This is a genomic window from Pediococcus acidilactici (assembly GCA_024970065.1).
Lineage (GTDB): Bacteria > Bacillota > Bacilli > Lactobacillales > Lactobacillaceae > Pediococcus > Pediococcus acidilactici_A.
Window position 1 is genome coordinate 1,011,819 of the sequence record CP103908.1, and the last position, 14,903, is coordinate 1,026,721.

The following is a 14,903-nucleotide window of genomic DNA, read 5'->3' on the forward strand; positions in this document are numbered from 1 at the left end:
CCGTTAGATAAAATTCTTATAACGATGGATATAAACTGATTTAACGATTGTAGCGAGCAAAAGATAGCTAAAAATGGTTGCTATTAACCAAATCCAGTAGCTACCTGGGACAGCAGTTAAGCCTAGTGCTTTGCCGATTGGAGTGAATGGAATAATGGTTCCAACGACCATGCCCAAGCTAGTTACGATCGTTAAAGTGGCCGAAGCGCTACTTTGAACGAAAGGAATTTTATCAGTTCTTAGTGCGTGTAAAACCATGGTCTGGGACCAGAGTGATTCGATAAACCATCCACTTTGGAAAAGTGCGATGAAATAAATCTGATTTGTGTGCGTTAAACTTGTAAAATCACCGCCCACAATTGCGGGTCCAATCACGAAAAACATTAGTAAATAGGTGGTAATATCAAAAATGGAGCTAGTTGGACCAAACCAAACCATAAATTTGCCAATGCTGTTAACCCGCCATTTTTTAGGCTTTTGTAAATAGTCTTTATCCATCGTGTCCCAAGGAACTGACATACAGGAAAGGTCATAAATGAAGTTTAATAAAAGAATTTGCAGAGGTAGCATCGGTAAAAATGGTAGGAAGATACTTGCGATTAATACGGAAAACATGTTCCCGAAGTTAGAACTCGCGGTTGCTTTAATATACTTCATGATGTTGCCAAATACTTCCCGGCCAATTAATATCCCATGTTTCAAAATAACTAAGTCGCTTTCCGTTAAAATTACGTCCGCGGTTTCTTTTACTACGTCCGTGGCCGAATTGACGGATATTCCAACGTCAGCCTCTTTAATTGCTGGGACGTCATTAATTCCGTCGCCTAAAAAGCCCACGGTATGCTTATTTTCCCTCAACGCTTTTATGATTCTCCGTTTGTTTTGCGGGGTCAGTTTTACGAAAACGTTATTTTCGGTGGCCACCTTCCCTAGTTTTTGGTCGGTTAAGTGACCAATATTTTCTCCGCTCACTATACCAGTTATCCTTAAACCGACTTGCTGACAGATCGCTTTAGTGACAATCGCATTATCCCCCGACAAAACTTTGATGGTGATCCCCTTTGCCTTCAAAGCTGATAGGGCTTGTTTAGCAGTTGGCTTAGGAGCATCTAAGAAAGAAAGGATTCCAATAAAACTCAGGTTGGTTTCATCTTTTACAGAACAAGTGTTCGGGGCGGTTTCTAACCGCTTATGAGCAACCGCCACTACTCGCAAACCAGCTTGGTTTAGTTGCCTAACTTGCCGTAAAATTTTATGTTTAACGTCGTTTGTTAACGGAACTAACTTGCCTGCAGCGTAAACTGTGCTGGTGATTTCAAGCATCTCTTCAACCGCACCTTTGGTAACTAATTCGTAATGTTGCTTAGCTTGATCTTTGAGGATAACTGTCATCCGTCGACGTTCGAAATCGAAAGGAATTTCGTCAATCTTTTGGTAATTAGCTGCTTGAGCCTTAACTTCCGGGATAGCTGCGTTGATAACGGCTTGATCTAACGGATTGTTAAAACCAGTTTGGTAACGACTGTTTAAATACGCCCATTTTAAAGTTTCCTCGTCCGTCGTCCCTTGCCAATTTAAATAATGGTTTAAGGCAAATTGATTTTGGGTTAACGTACCCGTCTTATCCGTACATAAAACGTCAATCGCACCTAAATTCTGAATGGCTTTTAAATTTTTAATAATCGTTCCACTTTTGGCCATTTTAGTTGCTCCCTTAACTAAATTGGTAGTAACAATCATTGGTAGCATTTCGGGGGTAAGTCCGACTGCTACTGAAAGACCAAATAATAACGCTTCTAGCCAATCCCCTTTGGTTAGTCCGTTAATCAAGAAAATAACGGTAGTCATTATTACAGTGAATTTTATAAATAGATACGAAGTTTTTCGTATTCCTAGGTCGAAATTAGTTTCGGTTGGCGTAACTGATGCCGAATGAGCAATCCCACCGAACAAAGTTTGGTTTCCAGTCGCTATTACCAGACCTTCAGCTTGCCCGTTAGTAACGTAGCTTCCCATAAAAACTAAATTTTCATAGTCCGTTTCGCTTTTGACGGTTTTTTTAGATTGCAAATGGTTCTTTTCCACTGGATAGCTTTCGCCGGTGAGTGATGCTTCAGAAACCAATAAATCTTTCGACTTAATTAATCGCATGTCAGCAGGAACCATGTCTCCAACAGAAAGTCGTACGATATCCCCACAAACCACTTGATCTACTGGAATTTTTTGGGTTCCGTGCGCTCTTTTAACTTTGGTGACGGATTTAATCATGGTTTTTAGTTGTTCTACGGCTTTTGTAGATCGTAATGACTGTATAAGGGTCATCGTTCCGCTTATAATTACCATTCCAAAAATTATTCCACTGCCCAAATAGTTACGTTCCCCAGGTGGAGCTAAAACCACGTCGGTAGTAAAAGACGCTAAGCCAATGCAAACTAAAACGATTGTGAACGGCGTGACGTAAGCTCCTAAGATAGCACTAAGAATTGATTTCTTGGCATTATCCGTTAGTCTATTAGGACCAAATCTATTGCGCATTTTTTGAACCTGGGTTTGATTAAGGCCCGTCGTCGTGATATCAAAATCTTTAAACAACTCACGAATACTTGCCTTAGCAAACTTTTCGTAATTGGGTTTTAAATTGGTTTTACCTACATTTCTCATTTTTCTCCCTCCTTAAAAACCTATAAAAGTTGTTGAGGTGGAGACTTCAGGGCAAATAAAAAACGACTTTTTGCCCTGAAGCTCAGCAAAAAGCCGCATTTAGTTTATAGTAAGTAAACGCTGATCTATTCGTTGAGCTTTAGCACTATACAACGTAAAAATTTTCCAATTTTAGCTACCTTAAGAAAAGCCTTGAATTCGACAATTCCTGTTCTACCCATTAGTGTCTCTCGACATTTTTGGGCAGTAGCCTATGTTTGTATAGGAGCCTCACCTAACAAATGTATTCAATTAAAACAGAGTACCCTGTCATGGTTTCATCATACTTTATATTCGCAAATAAAACTAATGCAAACCAAACACTTAACTAATTATTTATATTTTTTTCTTGACGGTTATTAATAGTAATAATTTTGGGAAAGGGGGCCTTCCCTGCTAAATCCCGCCTAAATTATATAAAAAGACTGACTAAAAAAACACTTTTTTGATTATGTTTTTTAGTTTTTATAAAGCTGCTCTCCAAGAGGTTCACTCGCGGGACCTGGCAACTGTTGCATGTAAAATAATTAATTGTTACCCTAATAAAGATATGCAAAACGTGAAGATAAGTGTAGAAAGAAGGTTTGAATAATCGAATATAAAGACTTTATCTCATGTGTGACAGTAATTAAATTAGGACGTTTTTCTTAAAAAATAATAAATAAAGGAAGTATAAAAATGAAAAACGTCCAAAAACAAGTTCCATCTTTAATGATTATCATCGCATTAGTGGGCTTCCCACAAATTAGTGAATCCATCTTCACTCCCGTCCTCCCTGCCTTGAGCGCTAATTTAAATGTAGCCGATCGGACTGGTCAGTTAGTAATGAGCACTTACTTTATTGCTTTTGCGGTGGGGGTATTATTTTGGGGTAAGCGTTCGGATACTAAGGGCCGCAAACCTGCAATGTTAGAAGGCTTATTAGTCTACCTTGTCGGCAACGTCGGACTATTTTTTGCGCCTAATTTTCTAACGATAATTTTCTTTAGATTGATCCAATCTTTCGGAGCTAGCGTGGGTTCGGTAGTGACCCAAACAATCATGCGAGAAAGTTTCTCGGGAAGTAAGGGAGCTAAGGTTTTCGCAAACGTGGGCGCAGCCTTAGCCCTCTCCCCTGCTATTGGCCCACTGCTTGGTGGATACGCCCAAACTTACTTTGGCTATCGAAGCGTTTTTGGTGTGCTAATCGTTATTGCAGTTTCATTGATAATTTATACCGGGGCGCGGTTGCCAGAAACCAATCCGGCAATCGGTGTGAAAGGGCCCAAAATTTCTTTGATTGCGGTAGTTCGGCGTCTTTTTACAGATCGTAATGTATTGGCCTATGGTTTATTGATCAGCGGAATTAACGGAATTTTATTTAGTTTCTACGCGGAAGCACCGTTTATTTTTATTGATCATTTTCGTTTCTCACCAGTCCAATATGGAATCATAGGGATTATTATTGCCCTGTCCAGCATTATTGGTGCCATAATGGTTAACAAGTTAGTCTTAATCTGGTCGCCCACTAAGATTATTAAATTAGGTTTGATTTTTTCTTTATTGGGCGGACTATTTATGTTCTTAACAGTTTTACAAGATTCAATAATTGGATTTATTATTGGTACCTTTATTGTTTTCTTAGGTTTATACACTGTACTCCCCCTTTCCTTAAACCTTGCTTTAGTAGGTTATGAAAAAATCATTGGGGTGGCTAGTGGAATTTTTAGCTTTGCTTATTACCTCGTGATTAGTTTTCTAACCTATCTAATTAGCATGTTCCACACCGGCTGGGTCGGCACCTTACCAATTTATATTCTTATAGTAGTTGGGATCATGACCCTGGTTTATTGGCTTAGGTTTAATAATCAGTAAAGCCTAATTCGTTTAAAAATAATAATGATTAGCTATTAATTTGGTTAATGAAAGACCATCAACTGAGGATATACAAATTATTAAGCAAATGGATTAATTAGTAAGTACCTTGCGTGCTCCTAAGTTGTCCTTTTTACGGCTTATAATTTTGGATATTGTTCGGGGATGGTCTTTTTATATTAGATTAAAACGGTAGATGATTTTTGGATTCTAAGACTTTATACAAAAAGTGCCTAGTTGACATTTAGAACATAAAATAAAAACAATACCCTCTATTGAATGAAACGCTTTCAAGGGATACACTTAGGATATAAACAAAAAGGAAGGCGACATTTCATGAAAACTATCATTTACGTACATCCCTGGGAAGGTAGTTTTAATCACGCAATTCTTGAAAATGTGAAAAAGAAATTTGACCAAAAACATGAGGATTACCAAGTAATCGATTTGTATAAGGATCAATTTAACCCTACTTTTTCCGCTGAAGAACTGAGCATGTTCAATGCTGGAGATACTCCTTATCTAAAGGTTAAAGAGTATCAAAAAATGATCAAAGATTCTTCAGAATTGGTCTTCATCTTCCCAATTTGGTGGTTCTACCTGCCAGGAATCTTAAAGGGCTTCTTTGACAAAGTAATGTTGAAAAAGTTTGCTTACCAAGTCGACGAGCAAGGCACCTGGACGGGACTCTTAACCAATATTAAGAAAGTAACCGTCATTACCACGGCTTCCATGACTAAGGAAATTTTAAAAGCTAGCGGTGATCCAATTCAAGGACTGTTTATTAACGGTACCCTAGGATCCGTTGGGATCACGCCTGATAAAGTTAACTGGCTGCATTTCGGAAACGTGGAAACTGCATCTCCAGAAGAACATACTGCGTTCTTAGAAAAAATACTTGATTAAATATAAAAACAGCCCTGGCCATTAGAAATAATGACTGGGGTTGTTTTTTTTACTATTTATAACGATGCTTACCTATTCCAGTGACCAGTTTTAACTTTAAAATACACCTGAGCGCCAAAAAATACTAAATAAGATAGCCCTAAAAATATTAAAGCTCCGGTAATGATACCTGGCATTTAACTCACGCTCCCTTTGCTTGATTTTATTTTGATTGATGATATCATAATAGAAAAGGCAAGGGGTGCCTCCCTTGCCACGCCGATGGGTTTTAATGTGCGAGCTAATTACTTAATGTGATTAGCTTTTTTTATTATCTCGTAAGCTTTAGCCAGAAGCAAAATGCCCCGGCATACCACGTAGAAAGCAAGCGCCCACGCCATTAACAATCCCTTTCAAGTTATTCATATCTGACACCTCCACGCCTCTGGATTTTTTGAGGGGTGCCATATAAAAACTCAAACGGCGGTAATTTTTCGGGGGTTGCAGATCCCCTACTTAATTACGTATCCGATTATATCATTTTGTTCCGGCTGATCACATTCCCTTCTGCTTTTTAAATCTTCCCAGCTTTATTAAATAAAAAAGAGCGCGAAACAAACTAACTTTTGTCTCACTCTCACTGAAATAGCTTTTTAAGATTTTTATCCAATTACTCATCATTTAGTGTGATTAAAGCTAACTACCAAACCAATACCCATTTTGGATGACGTCCAACATTTTAGCTAGTTGAACCGTTTCGGCAATGTCGTGGACTCGCAGAATCCGGCCGCCATGCAGATACATATATGCCTCAGCCACCAGCGTTACCGGGAGCCGATCTTCTTTTGGTAACCCGAACAATTTAGCCCCAAACCCTTTTCTCGAAATGGCAATCATCATGGGCCGGTTTAGGTAATTAAACTGGTCGATGTTTTTCATCATTGCGTAGTCTTGGTAACCATCCGCTTTTTTCGCGTAACCAATCCCCTGATCTAACGCAATTCGATTAATATTAATTCCGTTTTGAACTAGCGTAGCAATATTTTCTTCAAAGAACGCCTTCATTTCTGCCGTAAGGTTATCGTAATCTTTATTACGCGCGCTGTGCATCGTTAGCAGTCCAACATTAGAATTACGCAGCAGTTCCAGCTTTCGGTGATCATCGGTAAAGGCGTTGACGTCGTTAATGATGTCGACATAATCGATCACCCGTTCCATTACCGCGTATTTGTAAGTATCAATTGCCACCGCCACTTGATTAAAGTTCTTTTGAATTAGGTCAAGTACCTGGGTAACTCGTTTGAGCTCTTCTTCCGGGGTGATTTCTACAAAGCCTGGCCGAGTAGTTTGACCACCGACTTCGATAACGTCTACTCCGGCGTTAACCATTTCAGTGACCCGTTTTAAGATTGCAGTTTTGCTTTGGTACCAGCCGCCGTCATAAAAAGAATCGGGAGTGACGTTTAAAATCCCATAAATTACGGGACGTTCAGTAAGGTTAAATTCAAAACGACCAGCTTGCCAAAGTACCCGATATTTTTGATTTAGTTCGTCGATTTGTCGATCTAAACTCGGGTCATTAAAAATTTCCGTCAACTTTTTCTTAAAAAGGGCTAAGTTAACCCGTGGTAAAAGCAGGTCTACTTTCAGCCCCTCCACTGTATGAATTAAGTCCATCTGGTCTAATAGTTTGGCTAACAACCTTAACTTCGTAGTGTCATCAGCAATTACCTTTAACGCTAAATTACGCTGCCGGTTAAGTAGGTCATCCCATATTTTATTTTCCAATTGACTGCTAAATTGCAAATGCCGTTCGTAGATTTCCATGACTGATTTCCTTTATATAAAGTAGCTGTTCAATAAATTCTGAACCGCCTTTGCCCGGTGCAGTAGCGGTATTTTTTCGTCGTTAGGCAGTTCCGCTAGCGTAGCGTTTTTTCCCGGAACTTCCAATATCAAATCAAAACTTTTCCCATTGTTTCCGCGGGGCTCGGCACTAATTTGCCCAACAAATTTCCCGGTTGCCTTAAGGACGTGAGGTTGGTTTACCGCCACCAAAGTAGACTGCATGGTTACTGCCCTACTTTGATTGGCAACCATCTTTAAAATTTGTTGGTTTAACGCCGAATCCGTAGTTTGGTCCATGTGTAAATCTCGCGAAGTAGTGATTCCTAAACTTTGGGGGCACGCTTCTAACATCATCCCAGTATCGTCAGCCACGATCCACTTTCCCGGAAGTTTTTGAGCAATCCAGTTGGCCTTGGTAAGTGCATTTTCATAATAACTTGTGGTGCCTTCCGCCGGAAAGTCAACTCGCCCTATCAGAGACTGGTAAGAAATTGCCTGCTGCCCAAACCATTCAAAAATCTGAATCAGTTCCCTAGTTTTATTTTTATTATTGGAAGCAATTATGAAGTTAGTTGGCATTGGAAACATTCGGTACCTCCAGATCCTTGATCAAATAAAACGAACCGGTAACTACAATGGTCGTATCTGCATCAGCTAATGTCAAAGCCTGTTGCAAAGCGGTATGTAGGTTCCGATAACTACCCCCGACTTTATTGCCTAACATGCTCTGAATCGTTGTCGGACGTAGTGCTCGGGATGGATTGTCTGGTTGAACCGCAAAAATCCGATCGGCCGTTTTAGCATACAAGTGCAACATTCCTGAGTAATCTTTGTCTTTTAAGAACCCTAAAATAAAAAATAATTTGTGATTGGCGTTCAAATTGGATAATCCCTTAATCAGGGCTTGAGTGCCGTCCACGTTATGAGCCCCGTCTAAAATAACCAACGGATTCCGTTGCAAAACTTGAAATCTACCCGGAATCTGAATTTGCTGCATCATTTCTATTAGTGGTTGCCAATCGTTAATTACTTGCTGATTAAACAGCCATTCGTAAACCGTTACCACGGTCGTTAAATTATCAATCTGGTAATCGCCCAGCAATTTAAACGCCGTTTCTGCAATGGTAGTGGTCTTGGTATGAATATTGACTTTGAAACCAGTTACCGCACGGTTAATCACTTGAATTGTTCCCGGAGCTGCTTGGGTTACTGAGGTAGCACGTTTTTGGGCTGCCACTTTCTCAAGGGTTACGCGTACCTGCTGGGTTTGTTTGGGAGCGATAAAGACTGGCGCACCTTTTTTGATAATTCCCGCCTTATTTTGCGCAATTTGTTCTAGGGTATCACCTAAAATTTGTACGTGGTCGTAATCAATGTGGGTGAAAACGACCGCTGCGGGATGTTCAATAATGTTGGTTGCGTCATTTGCACCGCCGAGTCCTGCTTCGATAATTGCCCACTCCACACCATTTTCAGCAAAATATTCCAACATAATCAACGTAAACCATTCAAAGATTGAAATACTTGCCGGTGTGATAGTTTGGGGAAGTTTTTGCGTGATTTTTTTGTATAAAGCCACAAAAGCTTCTTTTTCAATCATCGAGCCGTTAATTTGAATTTGTTCGCGTTGGTCAATCATTGCCGGGCTTGAAAAATGACCCACGCGGTAGCCCGCGTTTTCGAGGCTTTTTGCAAGCATGGCGCCTGTAGACCCCTTCCCATTGGTCCCCGCTAAGTGGATGATTCGATAATTTAAGTCGGGATGTCCTAGGGCTGCGAGGACTGTTTTTAGCAACGGGACGCGCTCTTGGTAACTAACCAGCATATTATGATTTAGCTTTTGAATTAAGTCTTCATAAGTCATTTTAGGCATTTTGTTGTCCGACCTGTTGGAAAAAGTTAGCCCGTAAGGCTTGGTCATTTTTAAATACCCCGGTCATTTTTGAAGTATAGGTAAACAAGTTTGATTGGTTAATGCCACGCATTTCCATACATAAATGCCGTGCTGACACGGTGACTGCGACCCCTTGAGGATCTAAAATCTTAGTTAATTCGCTGCTGATTTGGGTAGTTACTTTTTCTTGCATGCCGGGCCGTTTAACAACAAAGTCAACTAACCGGGGGATTTTGCTAATGCCAATGACCTTACCATCCTTAGGGACGTAAGCGACGTCGACGTTACCAAAAAACGGTAACAGATGGTGCTCACATACCGAATAAAACGGAATCTTTTGAACTAAAACCATTTCGGGCTCTTCGTCTACGTGGAAGATCTTATAATCGGTAAAATCGGTCGCCTGGTGGTTTAGCCCCGCAAAAAGCTCTGCATAAGCTTTTGCCACTCTTTTAGGCGTTTCCACCAAGCCTTCTCGTTGGGGGTCTTCTCCAATCCCTTCTAATAAATCACTAACTGCTTTTTCAATTTTGGGTAGGTTCAATATCTTCACTTCCTGAATTATATATTCTGACCATATTATTGTCCGGCGTTACGTCAAGCAAAGCTTGGATTGTCCGGTGAAGTTCCGGGTCATCCTGACTGACTTCTAACATTGGAATTAAAACAAATCGCCGGTTAGGGATTTCCGGGTGGGGAATCGTCAATTCTGGAGAGGATATATGGTCGTTATTGAAAAATAAAATATCTAAGTCGATCGTCCTCGGTCCCCAGTGGATAATCCTTTTACGCTTTAAAGCCTTTTCAATGGCGTGTAAATCATTTAGTAGTTCGACAGCACTCTTAGGGGTCTTGATCCGGATTGCCATGTTAAGAAAGTCATCTTGTTTGACACCACCCACTGGTTCAGTTTCATAAATATGGGAAAGTCGGCTAACCTGGGCTACTTGTTTTAACTTCTCAATTGCTAACCTTAAATTGTTTTCACGATCCCCTAAGTTGCTGCCAATACTTAAATAAGCAGTATTAACCATTTTGCTGACCACTCACTTCTATTTCTACGTTATCAAAATGCCCGTTAATGGGAACACTATATTTTCTAATTTTCAACCGCACGGCCTGAAGACTGGGGTACTCACGTAAAATCAATCTTAATAGATGATTAGCCACACTTTCAATCAGGTCGTAGTTATGCGTTGAAACAAATTCTTCAATCGTTTTATAAACCGCCGAATAGCTAACCGTTTCGGTTAAATCGTCGTGTTTAACCCGTTCTTCAATTGGATAAGTTAGCTCGGCATCAATCTCGATTTTTTGTCCTAGCTTCTTTTCTTCCGGTAAAACACCGTTGTAAGTATAAAACTGCATGTTGTTAATTCTAATCTTCCCCAACAAAACTCACATCCAATCTTCGTTAATAGCTATAATGATACCATTAAAAATAGGCCCTAAAAACTATGTTGCCTTCTGGGGATGCTGTGGCTAAAAATTTAAGTTAATGATTTTCTCCTTATCAAGGGACCAGCATATACGTTTTATTAGTTAACGCTCTAAAGAAAGTGGCAGATGAAGATGTTAGTTCAATAAATCATTTAAAATACCTACTAAAAACCTTTTTAGCGGTAGCTTATATAAGCAAATTTTAATTAATCGGGCATATTCCAACCGTATAAATTAAAAAAGTATCCGCAAAATTAGATTTTAGTTCACGAAAGATTAAAATTTAATTACATACATTCTATTGACTTTTTTTTCTGCTACAATTATACTCATATTTAATTTATTTTTATTCATAAAAGGAAAAGTTAGGAGAAGATATTCAATATGGGTGAACAAAAGAAAAAACTATCGCTCGGCGCTTTAGTTTTAATGATATTTACCACTATCTTTGGATTTGGTAATACCCCCACTGCTTTCCAGCAAATGGGATACGGAGCAATTTTTTGGTACATTTTAGGTGCAATTTTATTCTTTATTCCCGCTGGCTTAATGTTTGCGGAATACGGGGCTACGTTTAAGGAAGCTAAGGGGGGCCTTTACTCTTGGTTGGAACAATCAATTGGTGAAAAATGGGCCTTCATCGCCACGTTTATGTGGTTAGCTTCTTGGATTATTTGGATGGTAATGATTGCGCAAAAGATTTGGATCACCTTGGCAACCATTATCTCAGGTCATGATACTACTGGCAGCTGGTCACTATTTGGGATGAATTCGACCATGACAATTGGGTTGCTTGCCATTCTATGGGTAGTGTTTGTAACTTGGGCTGCTTCTCGGGGAATTAATACCTTAGCAAAGGTTTCCTCATTAGGTGGTTTAGCCGTAATGGCAATGAACGTAATCTTACTATTAGCTAGTGTGTTCATTTTAATCGCTAACCACGGTCACTTGGCGCAACCAATTAACCACTTGAGTGATTTTGCAACATCGCCAAGCGTTCAATTCCAGAACCCCATCGCGATGATTTCCTTCGTAATTTACGCGATCTTTGCTTACGGTGGTTTGGAATCTATGGGTGGAATTACTGATAGTTTGGATAAGCCTGAAAAAACCTTCCCTAAGGGCGTTATGATTGGTGGAATCGTTATTGCGGTTGGCTACTCATTTGCAATCTTCCTCTGGGGTGTTTCAGCAAACTGGCATACCGTAATTTTGGAACAAAAAGCTAACTTAGGTAACATTACATACGTAATGATGCAGAACTTAGGTTTAGAATTAGGTAAGGCAATGGGCTTGAGTAGCTCGGGTGCAGTTGCCTTAGGAACGGCGTTCTCAAGATTCTCTGGTTTAGGTATGTTGTTAGCTTACGTTGGTTCGTTCTTCGTTTTAAGCTACTCTCCATTAAAATCATTTATCTTAGGTTCACCTAAAGAATTGTGGCCAAAGAAAATGACTGAACTAAATAAAAACGGAATGCCTGCTAACTCAATGTGGTTACAAGCAATCGTGGTTAGTGTATTTATCGCAGGAATTTCTATTCTAGCTTCCATTACCCATAAAGAAGCAACCTTCTTCTACAATGTGTTGACTTCAATGAGTAACGTTTCTACTACTTTGCCATACATTTTCTTAGTAGGAGCATTCCCATTCTTCAAGGCTAAAAAAGACCTTGACCGGCCGTTTGAAGTTTACCGTAGTCGGCCTTGGATGTTAACCATCGTCACGGTCGTACTGATTACCGTCGGCGTCGGAATTGTCTTTACCGCAATTTCACCATTCATTTCCGGAGACTTGTTTACCGGATTATGGACGGTGGCTGGACCACTATTCTTCGGTCTAATTGCTTGGGCATTCTTGGTTAGACGTGAAAAGAATAAGAACATTTAATAAATAAAAATCGTAAGTTCAAGCATTTGCTTGAAACTTACGATTTTTTTTGTTGACCATTTTTATTGCCAGTGGGTTTGTTTAAATTGACTTCGCCCACCAGCTTCTTCAATTTGGTATCTCCAAGGGTTCTTCTTGTAAAATTGTTGATGTTCTTCTTCTGCTGGATAAAATGGCTGTGCATCTTCAATTTTAGTTACGATTGGTTCATCAAACCTACCTGATTCCGCAAGTGCTTTGCGGGAGGCCAACGCAATTTGACGCTGTTCTTCACTGTTAACGAAAATTACCGGACGGTAGCTATCTCCCCGATCTTGGAACTGTCCCATGGCATCCGTAGGGTCAGTCTGTTGCCAATAAATTTCCACTAATTGTCGGTAGGAAATAATTTCTGGATCGAAAGTGATTTGTACTGCTTCCGTATGGCCCGTGGTATGGGATGCTACCTGTTCATACGTAGGGTTTGGTACGTGTCCGCCAGTATAGCCAGAAACTACGCGCAAAATCCCAGGCTGAGTTTCAAATGGTTCAACCATGCACCAGAAGCAACCGCCCGCAAAAATAGCCGTTGATGTCATAAATTACCCTTCTTTATCAAAAATTTTTTTCAAATAACCTAGCTGATGCTGCTCTAACTCATCATACGGGATAAACTTCAGGGCAGCCGAATTGATACAATAGCGCGTCCCACCGGTTTCTGCGGGACCGTCGAGGAATACGTGACCTAAATGCGAATCGGCTTCCTTGCTACGCACTTCCACCCGCTCCATTCCCCAGGATCGGTCCCGGTGTTCGACAACTAATTGAGGGTCGATTGGTTGACTAAAAGCTGGCCAACCACAGTGGGCGTCATATTTGGTGGTAGAACTAAATAACGGTTCTCCACTGACCACGTCGACGTAAATACCCTTTTCATAGAAATTATCGTATTTCCCGCTAAAAGGGCGTTCAGTAGCTGATTCTTGTGTTACTGCATATTCTTCAGGGCTAAGTTTTTCCTTTAACTCTGCTTTAGAAAGTTTTTTCTTTGCCATTTGCAGTTCTCCTAACCACTAAAATGAATATAAATACATAATTATGAGTAAATTTGCCTAATTAAGCCCCTAAATATACAAATTGAACATTAAGAACAAATTAAACCATCACCCATTGTGGCTACATTATAGACTGAAGCTTCCAAAAAGCAAATAATTTGGCTTGGCTAGGACGAGGCTAGTCAAATGCGGCTTACTTGGTAGAACCGGAACTCTTTTTGATTAAGCGGGCAATGTTTTCAGCAACTTGAGCAACGTCGTGGGGTCCGGTTGCTAAGGCCTCTCGTAATGTTTTAACTCCGGATACGCTGGTAAAGATTGCGTCGATTGCGTTATCCGCGTAAAGCTCGTCAATTCCCTTACCAACGTTACCAGCAATTACAATTACGGGTGCCTGAGGGGCAACTGTCTTAGTCGTCAACGCCACCCCATAGGGAGTTTTGCCATACTTAGTTTGAAAATCAATTCCACCTTCACCAGTAAATACGTAATCGGCGTTTTGGGCCTTGTCTTTCAAACCACTGTATTTAATTACTAAATCAATTCCCTTTTGCATATCGGCGTTGGTAAAAGCAATTAAACCAGCTCCCAAACCACCCGCAGCACCAGTACCTGGGCGGTTAGCCAAGTCGATACCTAAATCACGTTGCAAAATTTTTGCGTAGTGCGTAAGATTTTGATCCAAGAGCTTAACCATCTCAGGAGTAGCCCCTTTTTGCGGACCAAAAACGGCGGAGGCTCCTTTTTCACCAACTAAGGGATTAGTTACGTCGGAAGCGATGATGATTTCCGTTTTTTTAATTCGGGAATCCATTGCGGCGGTCTTAATTTGGTTAAGCCGGTTTAGATTCCCCCCGCCTAACGGGATGGATTTTCCGTTTTTATCTAGTAATTTAGCACCGAGTGCCTGCGCCATTCCGGCTCCGCCGTCGTTAGTTGCACTGCCACCAATCCCAATAATCAAACGTTCAATGCCTTGGTCTAACGCTTTTAAAATTAACTCTCCGGTTCCAAAAGTGGTTGTCTTTAACGGATTGCGGGTCGCGCGAGTAACGTACTGAATCCCACTTGCTTGGGACATTTCGATTACCGCGGTACGACGGTCACCTAAAATACCATAAGTTGCGTTTACCGGCGTACCAAGTGGGCCAGTGACTTGAGCAGTTAATAAACGGCCGTTAGTCGCGTCCACTAAAGATTGCACGGTCCCTTCACCACCATCGGCCATGGGAACCAGCGTGTAAGCAGCTTCTGGGAAAACGCGCTGAAGCCCCTTTTTAATGGCTTTAGCAGCTTGCTTAGCTGTCATACCATTTTTAAATGAATCGGGTGCAATTACAAATTTCATTATTTTACTCCTT

General features: G+C 40.5%; 13 protein-coding genes and 1 riboswitch. Of the genes, 3 read left to right on the forward strand and 10 right to left on the reverse strand.

The genetic code is table 11. From position 1 onward, the window contains the following. Positions 1-3: 3 nt before the first annotated feature. Complete coding sequence (gene mgtA, locus NYR25_04760) at positions 4-2,661, reverse strand: magnesium-translocating P-type ATPase (GenBank protein ID UWF32918.1); 2,658 nt, start codon at positions 2,659-2,661, stop codon at positions 4-6. Between the two features lie 117 nt (positions 2,662-2,778). Continuing rightward, positions 2,779-2,950, reverse strand: a riboswitch (M-box (ykoK) riboswitch). 428 nt (positions 2,951-3,378) lie between these two features. Here mgtA and NYR25_04765 point away from each other — a divergent pair. Further along, a complete protein-coding gene (locus NYR25_04765) occupies positions 3,379-4,554 on the forward strand; it encodes a multidrug effflux MFS transporter (protein ID UWF32919.1) in 1,176 nt (391 codons plus the stop codon). A 336-nt stretch (positions 4,555-4,890) separates the two neighbouring features. Further along, positions 4,891-5,460, forward strand: a complete 570-nt coding sequence (locus tag NYR25_04770; GenBank protein UWF32920.1) for an NAD(P)H-dependent oxidoreductase — start codon at positions 4,891-4,893, stop codon at positions 5,458-5,460. A 675-nt stretch (positions 5,461-6,135) separates the two neighbouring features. Here NYR25_04770 and folP read toward each other — a convergent pair. Genes folP through folB form a run of 6 tightly spaced genes read right to left on the reverse strand, consistent with a single transcriptional unit; the run spans position 6,136 to position 10,549 of the window. Further along, complete coding sequence (folP, locus tag NYR25_04775; protein UWF32921.1) at positions 6,136-7,266, reverse strand: dihydropteroate synthase; 1,131 nt, start codon at positions 7,264-7,266, stop codon at positions 6,136-6,138. A 12-nt stretch (positions 7,267-7,278) separates the two neighbouring features. Beyond that, the gene (locus NYR25_04780) at positions 7,279-7,875 is read right to left on the reverse strand and encodes a non-canonical purine NTP pyrophosphatase (GenBank protein ID UWF32922.1); all 597 of its coding nucleotides are present in this window, start codon (positions 7,873-7,875) and stop codon (positions 7,279-7,281) included. Then, positions 7,856-9,160: a bifunctional folylpolyglutamate synthase/dihydrofolate synthase gene (locus tag NYR25_04785; protein UWF32923.1), complete on the reverse strand. Its 1,305-nt coding sequence runs from the start codon at positions 9,158-9,160 to the stop codon at positions 7,856-7,858. The genes NYR25_04780 and NYR25_04785 overlap by 20 nt, the downstream gene beginning before the upstream one ends. Next, positions 9,153-9,725, reverse strand: a complete 573-nt coding sequence (folE, locus tag NYR25_04790) for a GTP cyclohydrolase I FolE (protein ID UWF32924.1) — start codon at positions 9,723-9,725, stop codon at positions 9,153-9,155. The genes NYR25_04785 and folE overlap by 8 nt, the downstream gene beginning before the upstream one ends. Continuing rightward, complete coding sequence (folK, locus tag NYR25_04795; protein ID UWF32925.1) at positions 9,706-10,215, reverse strand: 2-amino-4-hydroxy-6-hydroxymethyldihydropteridine diphosphokinase; 510 nt, start codon at positions 10,213-10,215, stop codon at positions 9,706-9,708. The genes folE and folK overlap by 20 nt, the downstream gene beginning before the upstream one ends. Next, the gene (gene folB, locus NYR25_04800) at positions 10,208-10,549 is read right to left on the reverse strand and encodes a dihydroneopterin aldolase (protein ID UWF34717.1); all 342 of its coding nucleotides are present in this window, start codon (positions 10,547-10,549) and stop codon (positions 10,208-10,210) included. Before folB ends, folK begins: the two co-directional genes overlap by 8 nt. 456 nt (positions 10,550-11,005) lie before the next feature. Between folB and yjeM the strand changes: the two genes are divergently transcribed. Beyond that, entirely contained in the window at positions 11,006-12,508 is a 1,503-nt protein-coding gene (gene yjeM / locus NYR25_04805; GenBank protein UWF32926.1) for a glutamate/gamma-aminobutyrate family transporter YjeM, read from the forward strand. Between the two features lie 62 nt (positions 12,509-12,570). On the opposite strand, the gene msrA is transcribed toward yjeM, so the two are convergent. The 3 genes from msrA to NYR25_04820 all read right to left on the reverse strand — a co-directional run bounded on the left by msrA (position 12,571) and on the right by NYR25_04820 (position 14,890). Further along, positions 12,571-13,086 carry a peptide-methionine (S)-S-oxide reductase MsrA gene (gene msrA, locus NYR25_04810; GenBank protein UWF32927.1) on the reverse strand — a complete coding sequence of 172 codons (516 nt, stop codon included), beginning with the start codon at positions 13,084-13,086 and terminating at the stop codon, positions 12,571-12,573. Between the two features lie 3 nt (positions 13,087-13,089). Beyond that, positions 13,090-13,542: a peptide-methionine (R)-S-oxide reductase MsrB gene (msrB, locus tag NYR25_04815; protein UWF32928.1), complete on the reverse strand. Its 453-nt coding sequence runs from the start codon at positions 13,540-13,542 to the stop codon at positions 13,090-13,092. Positions 13,543-13,735: 193 nt separating this feature from the next. Further along, entirely contained in the window at positions 13,736-14,890 is a 1,155-nt protein-coding gene (locus NYR25_04820; protein UWF32929.1) for a glycerate kinase, read from the reverse strand. Positions 14,891-14,903 lie beyond the last annotated feature (13 nt).